Annotated in this window: 9 protein-coding genes; 3 read left to right on the top strand and 6 right to left on the bottom strand. The window is 71.9% G+C overall.

Translation table 11 applies throughout. From position 1 onward, the window contains the following. The first annotated feature begins 20 nt into the window (after window positions 1-20). Entirely contained in the window at window positions 21-1,307 is a 1,287-nt protein-coding gene (locus tag WD341_RS09640) for a TRAP transporter large permease (RefSeq protein ID WP_368425234.1), read from the top strand. A 21-nt stretch (window positions 1,308-1,328) separates the two neighbouring features. Here WD341_RS09640 and cysC read toward each other — a convergent pair whose 3' ends face one another. Beyond that, entirely contained in the window at window positions 1,329-3,227 is a 1,899-nt protein-coding gene (gene cysC / locus WD341_RS09635) for an adenylyl-sulfate kinase (RefSeq protein ID WP_368425233.1), read from the bottom strand. Then, window positions 3,227-4,132: a sulfate adenylyltransferase subunit CysD gene (gene cysD / locus WD341_RS09630; protein WP_368425232.1), complete on the bottom strand. Its 906-nt coding sequence runs from the start codon at window positions 4,130-4,132 to the stop codon at window positions 3,227-3,229. The genes cysC and cysD overlap by 1 nt, the downstream gene beginning before the upstream one ends. Before the next feature lie 345 nt (window positions 4,133-4,477). Between cysD and WD341_RS09625 the strand changes: the two genes are divergently transcribed. Next, a complete protein-coding gene (locus WD341_RS09625) occupies window positions 4,478-6,562 on the top strand; it encodes a peptidoglycan DD-metalloendopeptidase family protein (RefSeq protein ID WP_368425231.1) in 2,085 nt (694 codons plus the stop codon). Between the two features lie 109 nt (window positions 6,563-6,671). Further along, window positions 6,672-7,106, top strand: a complete 435-nt coding sequence (locus tag WD341_RS09620) for a polymer-forming cytoskeletal protein (protein WP_368425230.1) — start codon at window positions 6,672-6,674, stop codon at window positions 7,104-7,106. A gap of 29 nt (window positions 7,107-7,135) precedes the next feature. Here the strand turns inward: WD341_RS09620 and WD341_RS09615 are convergent, their stop codons facing one another. Genes WD341_RS09615 through WD341_RS09600 form a run of 4 tightly spaced genes read right to left on the bottom strand, consistent with a single transcriptional unit; the run spans window position 7,136 to window position 11,794 of the window. Next, window positions 7,136-8,122, bottom strand: coding sequence for a threonine/serine dehydratase (locus WD341_RS09615; protein ID WP_368425283.1), 987 nt, complete (start codon window positions 8,120-8,122; stop codon window positions 7,136-7,138). A gap of 4 nt (window positions 8,123-8,126) precedes the next feature. Continuing rightward, complete coding sequence (locus WD341_RS09610; protein WP_368425229.1) at window positions 8,127-9,014, bottom strand: alpha/beta fold hydrolase; 888 nt, start codon at window positions 9,012-9,014, stop codon at window positions 8,127-8,129. 28 nt (window positions 9,015-9,042) lie between these two features. Next, window positions 9,043-9,729: a haloacid dehalogenase type II gene (locus WD341_RS09605; RefSeq protein WP_368425228.1), complete on the bottom strand. Its 687-nt coding sequence runs from the start codon at window positions 9,727-9,729 to the stop codon at window positions 9,043-9,045. Between the two features lie 58 nt (window positions 9,730-9,787). Then, window positions 9,788-11,794, bottom strand: a complete 2,007-nt coding sequence (locus WD341_RS09600) for a transglycosylase SLT domain-containing protein (RefSeq protein ID WP_368425227.1) — start codon at window positions 11,792-11,794, stop codon at window positions 9,788-9,790. Window positions 11,795-12,045: the final 251 nt, after the last annotated feature.

Below are 12,045 nucleotides of genomic sequence, written 5' to 3'. Positions count from 1 at the left end.
GCCATGACGGCGGGACGGGCATGACGCTGATCCTGATCCTGCTCGGGCTGGTCCTGCTTTTGCTGACCGGCATCCCGCTGTTCGCCGGCCTGGGCCTGACCTCTATCGTGGTGCTGGTCGCCGTCGAGGGGCGGGTCGGGGGTCTGGCCGACGAGGTCTACGCCAAGCTCTCGAACTACGTGCTGGTGGCGATCCCGCTGTTCGCCCTGATGGCTCACGTGCTGATCAAGGCCAAGATCGTCGACGACCTCTACGCCTTCGCCTACACCCTGGTGCGCCACTGGCCGGGCGGGCTGGCGGTGGCGACGGTGCTGGCCTGCACGGTCTTCGCGGCGATCAGCGGCTCCTCGGTCGCCACCGCGCTCACCATCGGCTCGGTCGCGATCCCGCAGATGCTGCGCTACGGCTACCGGCCGCACGTCGCCTACGGCGTGCTCGCCGCCGGCGGCACCCTGGGCATCCTGATCCCGCCTTCCGGACCGATGGTGCTCTATTCGGTGGTCACCGAGGCCTCGATCGGCGCGCTGTTCATCGCCGGCCTGGTCCCCGGCCTGCTGCTGGCCGCCCTCTTCGCCGCCTTCTGCGTGCTCCACGCGCTGGTCGACGGCCGCATCGAGCGCCTGCCGGCGGCGCGGCCGGGCGAGATCCTCGGCGCCCTGCGCCGCGCGGTCTGGGCGCTGGTGCTGCCGCCCGTCGTGCTCGGCGGCATCTACCTGGGCATCTTCACGGCGACCGAGGCGGCCGCGGTCGGCGCCCTCGCCGCCATCGCCATCGCGCGCTTCGCCTACGGCGCGTTGCCGCTGGGCGCGCTGCTCGAGGCGGCCCACGAGAGCGCGCGGACCACGGCGATGCTGTTCCTGATCCTCGGCGCCGCGGCGATGTTCGGCCACGTCATCTCGGTGCTGGGCCTGCCGCGCGACCTGCTGGCGCTGGTCGTGGGCCAGGAGATCGGCCAGCTCGGCTTCCTGCTCGCGGTCATGGCCCTGGTGTTCCTGCTCGGGATGTTCCTCGAGACGATCTCGATCATCCTGGTGACCACGCCGATCGTCCTGCCGGTCATGCTGCACCTCGGCATCGACCCGGTCTGGTACGGCATCCTGCTGATGGTCAACCTCGAGCTCGCGCTGATCACGCCGCCGGTCGGCATGAACCTCTTCGTCATCAAGTCGATCTCGGGCGCCGGCCTCGGCCAGATCGTGCGCGGCGTCCTGCCCTACGTCCTGCTGCTGCTGGCCGGCCTGGTCGCCGTGCTGCTGCTGCCCGAGCTGGCTCTCTGGCTGCCCTCGACGACCCGCTTCGGCCGGTGAGGACGTCCGCTGCGATCGGCGTCAGCGGATCCGGTCGCGATCGCGCAGGTACTCGACGATGCGGGTCGCCGCCGCCTCGGCGGATTCCCCTGCGGTCTCGACGCGCAGCTCGGCGGTCTCCGGCGGCTCGTAGGGGCTGTCGACGCCGGTGAAGTTGGCGAGCTGGCCGGCATAGGCCTTCCTGTAGAGGCCCTTGGGGTCGCGCTGGCGGCACAGCTCGAGCGGCGTGTCGACCCAGACCTCGATGAAGTCCTCGCCCATCAGCTCGCGTGCCATACGCCGCTCGGCCCGGAAGGGCGAGATGAAAGAGACCAGCACGATCAGCCCGGCGTCGGCCATCAGGCGGGCGACCTCGGCGACGCGGCGGATGTTCTCGACCCGGTCGGCGTCGGTGAATCCGAGGTCGCGGTTCAGGCCGTGTCGCACGTTGTCGCCGTCCAGCAGGTAGGTGTGCCGGCCCTCGGCGTGCAGGCGCCGCTCGACCAGGTTCGCGATGGTCGACTTGCCAGAGCCCGACAGGCCGGTCAGCCACAGCACGCTCGGGCGCTGGCCCTTGGCCCGGGCGCGCGCGGCGCGGTCGACGTCGACCGACTGCCAGTGGATGTTGGTCGCCCGGCGCAGGCCGTGCTCGATGACGCCGGCCGCGATGGTCGCGTTGCTGAAGCGGTCGATCAGCAGGAAGGCGCCCATGCGGCGGTTCGCGGCATAGGGCTCGATGGCGATCGGCTGGGCCAGCGACAGCTTGACGAAGCCGATGTCGTTCAGGGCCAGCGTCTTGGCGGCCAGATGCTCGCCGCTGCTTACCTCCAGGCGGTGGGAGATCTCGGTGACCGAGGCCGGGGCCGTGCGCGTGCCGCACTTCAGCAGGTACTCGCGCCCGGGCAGCAGCGGGGCGTCGCCCATCCAAATCAGGTGGGCGGCGAACTGATCGGAGACCTCGGGACGGTCGCCGGCGGCGGCCAGCACGTCGCCGCGGCTGATGTCGAGCTCGTCGGTCAGGGTCAGGGTCACAGCCTCGCCCGCCTCGGCCTCGGCGCGATCGCCTTCCGGAGCCGCGATGCGGGCGATCGTCGTGGCCCGGCCCGACAGCGCCGCCACCACCGGGTCCCCCGGCGCGACCCGTCCGCTGGCGATCGTGCCCTGGTAGCCGCGGAAGCCGGCGTCGGGCCGGCACACCAGCTGGACCTGCAGGCGGAAGGGCCGCTCGGCCTCGTCGCGGCCGACCTCGGCGGTCTCCAGCAGCTCCAGCAGGGTCGGGCCCTCGAACCAGGCGAGGCGCGGGCTGGGCGAGGCGACGTTGTCGCCGAAGCGGGCCGAGACCGGGATCGCCCGGCAGCTCTCGAACTCGCCGGCGTGGCGCTGCAGGTCCGCCTCGACCGCCCGGAAGCGCTCGGCGTCGAAGTCGACGAGGTCGATCTTGTTGACCGCCAGCACCGCGTGGCGCACGCCGAGCAGGCGGGCCACGGTCAGGTGCCGGCGGGTCTGCTCGGAGACGCCCTTGCGCGCGTCGACGACCAGGACCGCGAGGTCCGAGACCGAGGCCGCGACGGCCATGTTACGGGTGTACTGGGCGTGGCCGGGCGCGTCGGCGACGATGAACTTGCGCCGGGGCGTCGAGAAATAGCGGTAGGCGACATCGATGGTGATGCCCTGCTCGCGCTCGGCCTCCAGCCCGTCCAGGAGCAAAGCCAGGTCCGGCGCCTCGCCGGTCGTGCCGAACTTCCTGGAATCCCGCTCGAGCGCCGCCAGCTGGTCGTCGAACACCGAGCCGGAATCGACCAGCAGGCGCCCGATCAGGGTCGACTTGCCGTCGTCGACGCTGCCGCAGGTCAGGAAGCGCAGCAGGGACTTGTCCGCGGCTTCGGGGAGCGCCGACGTGAGCCGGGGTTCGGACGCAATCTCGGGCGAGGCCTCGGGCATCAGAAGTATCCCTCCCGCTTCTTGCGCTCCATCGAGGCCGACTGGTCGTGGTCGATCAGCCGGCCGACCCGCTCGGACTGCCGGGAGGCGAGAGTCTCGGCGACCACCTCGTCGAGCGTGGTGGCGCGCGATTCCGAGGCCGCGGTCAGGGGATAGCAGCCGAGCGTCCGGAACCGCACCCAGGCGTCCTCGACCGTCTCGCCCGGCAGCAGCCGCAGGCGCGCGTCGTCGACCATGATCAGCTGGCCGTTGCGCCGGACCACCGGCCGGGGCGCCGCGAAATAGAGCGGCACCAGCTCGATGGCCTCGGCCCGGATGTAGGCCCAGACGTCGCCCTCGGTCCAGTTGGACAGCGGGAAGACCCGGAAGCTCTCGCCCTTCGCCAGCCGCGTGTTGAACAGGCGCCACAGCTCCGGGCGCTGGGCCTTGGGCTCCCAGGCATGCTCGGCGGTGCGGTGCGAGAAGACGCGCTCCTTGGCGCGGCTGCGCTCCTCGTCGCGGCGCGCGCCGCCGATCGCCGCGTCGAAGCCATGGCGGGTCAGGGCCTGGCGCAGGCCGAGCGTCTTCATGACGTGCGTGTAGTGGTCGGAGGGGTGGTTGATGGGGTCGATGCCCTGGGCCACGCCCTCCTGGTTGGTGTGCACGATCAGCTTCAGCCCATGCCGCGCCGCGATCCGGTCGCGGAAGGCGATCATGTCCCGGAACTTCCAGGTCGTGTCGACGTGCAGCAGCGGGAAGGGGGGCTTGGCCGGCCAGAAGGCCTTCAGCGCCAGATGCAGCAGGACCGAGGAATCCTTGCCGATCGAATACATCAGCACCGGATTGCCGAAGCACGCCACCGTCTCGCGCAGGATCTCGACCGCTTCGGCCTCGAGCGCGCGCAGGTGGCCGGACAAGGAACCCATCTCGTCTTCCCGATTCGATTGCAGATCGCTCGGCCCGCTTATACAGATCCGGCCGGTGACGCCAAAACCCGAAGCGCGCTCTTAACCGCAGCGTAACGCGACGTGGCCATGATTGCTGTCGACGCGCGGGGCTCCCGGTGCGGTTCCGACTCTATGCTTGGACTCCCGGGGCCGCTTGGGACAAACTACGGCCCATTCGGACCGGGCCCAATCGGGCCGGACCCGGTTCGGGTCGTGCCACGAGGCCGGCGAACGGCCCCGGCACGGTGCCGGTGGGGGGCTTAGAGTAAGCCGGCGGCCGAAGGGCGCGAACTCTTCGGCGACGACGACAGGGAGGAGAACAGGGTGAAGCAGGCCGATCCGCCACGCCTCGGCATCGCCATGGCACGGTTCATCGACGGCAGCCGGCGACGCATCGATCGCCTCTTCGCCTACCGAGAGATCCTCCTGCGCAGCAGCGACCGGGTCCGCTGCATCCGCCTGACGCCGTGCTTCCAGAAATCCGCCGCCCTGCTGCTGGCGATCGGGATGGGGTGGGGAACCTACGCCTCGATCGGCTTTCTCGAGCAGCGCGGCCAGCTCGCCGACCAGAACCAGGAGATCGAGCGGTCCCAGGCGGCCTACGGCGATCTGCTGGCGGAGGTCGACCGCTACCAGCGGCATTTCGCCTCCATCACCCGCGACCTCGAGACGACCCAGCGGCGCCTGCTCGCGCAGCTCGAGACGGAAGGCCTCGCAGAGGCGCCCGACCAGCGCGCCGAGCGCGACGACCGCACGGCCGAGCTGCGCGCGCGCATGGTGGTCGCCCAGGACGAGCTGCGCGGCCAGCTCGGCTCGCTTGAGACCGACCTGAAGGACATCGCCCGGCGCAACGGCTCGCTCAAGGGTCACATCCAGAGCCTGCAGTCGGCGCTGACGGCGACTGAGAACAAGCGAGCCGTGGTCGCCGAGGCGCACCAGCGGCTCGGACGCATGCTCAGCGAGCGCGAGCTGGCGCTGGCGCACGAGCGCAGCGACAAGGCCGAGTTGGCGGCGACCGTGGTCGAGAAGAACGCCGAGGTCGCCGAATGGAAGAACCGCTTTGCCGCCCTCGCCGAGGTTCGGGATGCGCTGGTCGGTGAGCGCGACCTGCTGCAGGGCGACCTGGATTCCGAGCGGGCCGCCAAGGCCGCCCTCGGGCAGGAGGTCGCCAGGCTCACGTCCGAGCTCGACAAAGCCCGCAGCCGGGTCGTCGCGGTCGCTGGCGAGCGCGACGGCCTCTCGGTCGAGCTGGACGAGCTGCGCGCCAAGCTGAAGCAGGCTTCGCTTGGCCGCGAGGCCCTGAAGCGTCACCTGTCCGACGAGGTTGAGCGGGTTGCCGACGCCCGCGCGCGCATCGACGCACTGGAGCGCCGCCGCAGCGAGCTCGAATCCGGGACCGCCCAGCTTGCGCGGGCGCTGCGGGCGGGCAAGAAGGAGGAGGCGGTGCTCGTCGAGCGCGTGTCGGGCCTCAAGGCCCAGCTCGCCGAGGCCGGAGGGCGCATCGCGGACCTGCGCAAGGAGCGCGACGCGCAGCGCCGCCGGGTCGCAGCCCTGTCCGGTAGCCTGGACGGCAGCCGCCAGCAAGTCGCCGCTCTGGAAGGGCAGCTGTTCAGCCTGACCCGGACCCTCGATGGCGCCGACCGCAAGGCCGAGGCCCTGGCCGAGCAGCGCGACGTGCTGCGCGCCCGGCTGGTCGAGGCGCGCGGCGAGCTGGCGCAGCAGGCCCAGCGCCACGACGCCGTGATCCAGGGCCTGTCCGACCGGACGCGTCAGTCGATCGACACCATGGAGGAGCTGCTCCTGCTGACCGGCCTCGACATCAAGGCGGTCATCGACGAGGCGAGCAGCAAGGTCGAGGGCGACGGCAAGGGCGGTCCCTTCGTGCCCTACGACGAGGTGCCGGAGCTGCCGATGGCCGACAGGTCGGAGGCCGTCCTCGGCGCCCTGGACGACAGGATCCGCCGCTGGGAGGCGCTTCAGCTCGTGCTGGCGGCGACCCCTCTGGCCGCCCCGCTGGCCACCGAATTCCGGATCACCAGCAGGGCTGGGAAGCGCAAGGACCCGCTGAACGGCCGGCTGTCGCGCCACGATGGCGTCGACATGGTGGCGCCCTACCGCACGCCGATCGTCGCCACGGCACCGGGCGTCGTCGCCTTCGCCGGCTGGCTTTCCGGCTATGGCCGGGTCGTCGACATCGACCACGGCTTCGGCATCACCACGCGCTACGCCCACCTGCGTCGGATCGACGTCGAGACCGGGCAGCGGGTCGGCTTCCACGACCAGATCGGACAGCTCGGCAACTCGGGGCGCAGCACCGGGGCCCACGTGCACTACGAGGTGCGCTTCAAGGACAAGCCCCTGGACCCCCTCAAGTTCATGAAGGCGGCCAGCCATGTTCTTAAAGGGTAAGAAGCAGGGTGCGCAGGGCGTGAGGAACAGCCGCTCCGAATCTTCGTCGGGATCGGCCCCGGCTCCCGGTTCGGCGAGCTCGGCTCCGGCCAAGCGGCAGCCGTCAGGTGTGCCCTCAATCGTCAGCGCCGACTTGCGCATCGAGGGCAACCTGCACTCGATCGGCGACGTGCAGATCGACGGCGTGGTCAACGGAGACATCTCGAGCAAGACCCTGACCGTCGGCGAGGGCGCCGAGGTCCACGGCGCGATCGAGGCGGAATCGCTGAGGATCTGCGGCACGGTCGAGGGCGAGGTGACGGCGCAGACCGTGATCCTGACGAAGACCGCCCGGGTCTACGGCGACGTCCTGCACGAGAGCCTCTCGGTCGAGGCCGGCGCCCTGATCCACGGCTTCTGCAAGCGCCTCGAGGCGCCGCAGAAGCGCAGCCTGCCGTCGCCGGCGATCAGCCACGGCATCGTCGAACCCGGGGCAGGCGTGGAGCCGGCTCCCGAGGCCGACGACCCGCTGACGGCACCCTCGCCCTCTCCGGCGGCACACTAGCGACCGCACCGACGCGAAGACCGGCAGGCTCAGGGATTGCGGTCGAGCGCTCCCTGCAGGGTCGCCGGGTCGACATTGCCGCCTGACAGCACGATCGCCGTGGTCCGCCCCGCGGTCGCGATCTTGCCGCTCAGGACGGCGGCGAGGGCGACGGCGCCGCCCGGCTCGACCACCAGCTTCAGACGATTGAAGGCGAAGGCCATGGCCCGCTCGACCTCGGCGTCGCTGACGCTGAGGCCGCCGGACACCAGGCGCCGGTTCAGCGCGAAGGTCAGCACGCCCGGCGTCGGCGACAGCAGGGCGTCGCAGATCGAGCGCGCCTCGGGCCGGTTGCCGACCCGCGCCCCGCCGGCCAGCGAGCGGGCGGTGTCGTCGAAGCTTTCGGGCTCGACCGAGTAGACCTCGGTCTCTGGCGACAGCGCCTTGACCGAGAGGGCGGTACCGGCGGTCAGGCCACCGCCGCCGCAGCAGACCAGGACGGCGTCGAGCGTCGCCTCCAGTCCGCGCGCCTGGCGCACCAGCTCCAGGCCGCAGGTGCCCTGGCCTGCGACGATCAGCGGGTCGTCGTAGGGCCGGACCAGGGTCGCGCCGGTCTTCTCCAACAGCTCGGCGGCGATCGCCTCGCGGTCGTCGCCGTAGCGGTCGTAGAAAACGACGGTGGCGCCGTAGGCCCGGGTGTTGGCGACCTTGACGGCCGGGGCGTCGGCCGGCATCACGATGGTCGCCGGCAGGCCGAGCAGCAGCGCCGCCGCCGCCACGCCCTGGGCGTGGTTGCCCGAGGAATAGGCCAGGACGCCGCGGCCGCGCTGCTCGCCGGGGATCGAGGCGATGCGGTTGTAGGCGCCGCGGAACTTGAAGGAGCCGGTGCGCTGCAGCGTCTCGGGCTTGATCAGCAGGCGGCCGCCGAGGCGCTCGTTGAGCTCGGGATGCTCCAGCAGCGGCGTGACGATCGCCTTGCCCGCGAGGCGGGCGGCAGCGGCCTCGACGTCGGCGAAGCCGGGCAGCTCGTCGGAAATGCCTTCAGGCGGGCGGGGCGAACCCTTCGCGGCGATCGAGCTCGGCAAGGAAGACCTCCAGTGCGTCAAGGACTTCCGGCTCCTCCAGGCTCGGCGCATGGCCGAGCCCGGCGACCTCGAGCCGGGTCAGGCAAGTGTGCCCCTCGCCCATAGCCCGAAAGGCCTCCGCGCTCAAGAGCGGCGAGCGCGCGCCGCGCAGCGCCAGGGTCGGCACGCGCGCAAGGCCGCGCCACAGCGTCCAGAGATCGGGCAGGGGGCGCCCGCGCTTCAGCGGCTCGACGATCCGAGGGTCCCAGTCGACGTGCAGCAGGCCGTCGTCGCCGAGCCGGTAGCTGGCCTCGGCGAAGCGCCGCCAGGTTGCCTGCTCGCGAAAGCCGATGGTCTCGCCGAACAGCGCCTGGAGGTAGGCTGTCGCCGTATCGAGGTCGGCCTTTGGACGATCCTCGCCGAGGTGCTCGACCAGACGGCCGAGCGAGCCGGTCGAGACGCCGGGCCCGGCGTCGTTGAGCACCGCGCCGGCCAGCGACATCGGGTGGGCGACGGCCAGGCCCATGGCCAGGAAGCCGCCGAGCGAGGTGCCGACGACGCAGAAGCGCTCGAGGCCGGCGGCAGCCAGCAGGTGGCCCAGGTCGCGCAGGTAGACCAGGGGGTCGTAGCTGCGCCAGTCGGCCGGCCGCTCGGAGCGACCGCGGCCGCGGTAGTCGAGGGCGACGACCCGGCGCCGCCGGCCTTCGCGCTCGCCGAGCTGCAGGTAGTCGCGCGAGTTGCGCGACAGGCCCGACAGGCAGAGCAGGGGCAGCCGGCCGCGGCCGTCGTTCGGGCCGGGCCAGTCCCGGTAGAACAGCGACAGGCCGTCCTGCGCCGAGACGCGTCGCTCGATCTCTCCGGCCATCGCCCCCGTCCCCGTCCCGGCCTTCGTCTCAGAGGCCGAGCAGGGCCGGCAGCGCGTCCAGTCCCTCGATGACCGCGTCCGGGCTGTTGCCGAGCCGCTCGTCGGGCAGGCCGAAGCGGTTCATCCAGGCGACGCGGAAGCCGAAGTAGCCGGCGCCCGCGGCGTCCCAGGCGTTGGTCGAGACGAAGGCGATGCGTGCGGCCGGGACGCCGAGCCGCTCGACCGACAGCCGGTAGACCCGCGGGTCGGGCTTGAAGATGCCGACCGATTCGACCGACTGGACGTCGTCGAGCAGGTCGGCGATGCCGGCGTGCGCGACGGCGTCGCTCAGCATCGAGGGCTCGCCGTTCGACAGGATGGCCGTCCGGATTCCGCCGGCGCGCAGCCGCTCCAGGGCCGGGCGCACGTCGGGATAGGCCTCGAGCGAGCGGTAGAGCTGCAGCAGGCGCTCGCGCAGCGCGGGATCGGCGATGCCGTGCAGCGCCATCGCGTAGTCGAGCGCCTCGCCGGTGACCTGCCAGAAGTCGGCGTGGCGGCCCATCAGGCTGCGCAGCCAAGTGTACTCGAGCTGCTTCTGGCGCCAGCTCGCCGACAGCGCCTTGGCCTTGTCGCCGAGCGCCGCGGCTTCGCGGCCCGCGGCCGAATGGACGTCGAAGAGCGTGCCATAGGCGTCGCAGACGCAAGCGCCGATGTCGCTGAAGGCCGGGTCGGTCATGGCCGCGAGGCTACCGCCTGCGCCGTGGGGCGGGCAAGCCGCGCCGCGAGGACGACCTTCAATAGGTCGTGTCCGCCTCGGCGCCCTCGAGCATCCCGGTCTGGGCGCGGTTGAGGTAGTAGGCGATGGGATCGCCGCCAAGGCCCATGCGCCGGGCATAGACGACGGCACCCTCAATGACCCGCTGGACGTAGTTGCGGGTCTCGCTGAAGGGAATCGATTCGATCCAGTCGATCGGGTCGATCGAGCCGTCGCGCGGGTCGCCGTTGAGGCGCAGCCACTTGTCGACGTTGCCGGGGCCGGCGTTGTAGCTGGCCACGGCCATCGGAACGTAGCCGCCGCTGCGCGACAGCATGCGCGACATGTAGGAACGCCCGAGCCGGATGTTGTAGTCGGGATCGGCGGTCAGGAGATCGAGGCTGTAGCCCAGACCGAGCTTGCCGGCGACCTCGCGCGCGGTGCCGGGCATCAGCTGCATCAATCCGCGGGCGCCCGCCGGGCTGACCGCCCGGGTGTTGAACTCGCTCTCCTGGCGCATCAGGCCGGCCAGCAGGGCCCCCTCCAGGTCGGCCCCGAGGTCGCGAGGCGGCGGCGGGTAGAGCAGGTCGGGCAGCTCGATGCCGTCGCGCAGCGCCAGCTTCGCGGTGCGCACGACCTGCTCGCTGTGGCCGGTCGAGCGGGCCAGCTCGGCGACCAGGCGCCAGTCGGCCTCGCTGACGGCGTTGGCGCGCAGGCCCGCGAACATCCAGGGCAGGGGACCCTCGGCGCCGATCTCCGTCAGAAGGCGCACGGCGCGCGTCAGCTCGCGCTCCCCGAAGGCCGCACGCTGCGCCGCGGTCGGCTCCTGGCTCGGTGCTCCGGCGAGGCTGGGCGCGCTGCCCAGGCGATGGGCGGCAAGCTGGCCGTAGAAGGTCGTGTCGTGGATCGCGGCGAGACGGAACCAGGAGCGGGCCTGCGCCTCCTTGCCGCCGGCGCGCTCGGCCTCGCCGGCCCAGTAGGCGCCTCTGGCCAGGCTGATCGGCGCGCCCACGCCCTTGTGGAGCCGCTCGAAGTGCTCCAGGGCGGTGCGGTCCTCCTTCAGGAAGCGCAGCGCGATCCAGCCGGCGAGGAACTCGCCCTCTGCGAAGGGCAGGCCGTCGCTGGTGCCGTGGTGGGCGGCGATCCGGTAGGCCGTGCTGATCATGCCGGCGGAGAGGGCGTCGCGCGCCGCCCAGCGGCGCAGCGCCCACCAGTTCTCCGCCTCTGCGTCGGGCGGGACGGGCCGGTCGAGCAGCTCCGCGGCACCTTCCAGCAGGCCCTTGCGCAGGCGCCAGCGTGCCCGCTCGTAGACCAGCCTCGGATGGTCGCGCAGCTCGGCCGGGACGCGCTGGATCGCCGGATCGACGCCCGCGTCCTGCCGGTACAGCTTGACCGTCGCCTCGGCGAGCGCGTGGTGGCCGGCGCCGAGCAGGGCGCCGGCGCGCCGGGCCGGATCGTCGGCGCGCTTCAGCAGCATGGCGGTCAGGCGGGCCTGATGATCCTCCGCGCTCAGGGCACTGGCGAATCGCTGCAGCAGCCGGCTCTCCAGGTGGCTCGCCAGGGTCTGTTCGCGCCAGATCCGCCGGGCGACCTCGACCGCCTGGACCGCCAGGCCCTGGCGGGCCAGGGCCTCGGCGTAGCGCAGACCGCCCTCGCCGGTGAGCGGCTCCAGGCCGGCGAACCAGGCGACGACGGCGACGTCGGGCAGGTCCGCCGGCAGGGCGCGCTCGGCTTGGCGCTGCAGGTGGTCGCGGCCCGGCCAGTCGGGGTTCCTGTCGAGGAAGGCGGCGATGGCGGCAAAGTCGGCACGCCCGTCGCTGCGCAGCCAGTCCCAGCGCAGGACTTTGGCCGGCAGCGCATCGCTGGCCTGGGCGGAGAGCGCCAGCGCGGCGCCCCACTCGCCGCGCTCGGCCTTCCGGAAGGCCTCCCGGTAGAGTTGGCGGTCGCGGTCCGAGAGCGAGGCCGAGCGGGCATCGGACGACGCCATCGCCAGGCCGGCCGGGGCCAGCAGGCAAAGCAGCATCAGGATACGGAACAATGGTCGCAATCAGGCCTCCTGTCCGCGCGCCGACAGTCGAGAGAAGCCCCCCGGCGCGAGTGTAGCATCGGGCTTCCTTACACCCCAGTTAACGTGTGGCGTCGAATGTGATTCCATGGCGCTTTCCGAAAAGTCTCCAGCGTCCTGCCGCGTGGCGGACCGCACCTCGGGAACCGCGGCGGGCAAGCGCTTGCCCGCCGGCCCCGGCCGGCGCTATGGTCCGGCCCCCGCGGGAAATCCTTCTGCGAATTCCTTCACGA

The sequence above is a fragment of the Tistlia sp. genome (assembly GCF_040905785.1).
In the GTDB taxonomy this organism is placed as follows: domain Bacteria; phylum Pseudomonadota; class Alphaproteobacteria; order Kiloniellales; family DSM-21159; genus Tistlia.
The sequence above is the reverse complement of the archived record's forward strand: the minus strand, read 5'-3'. Positions and strand labels throughout refer to the sequence as shown.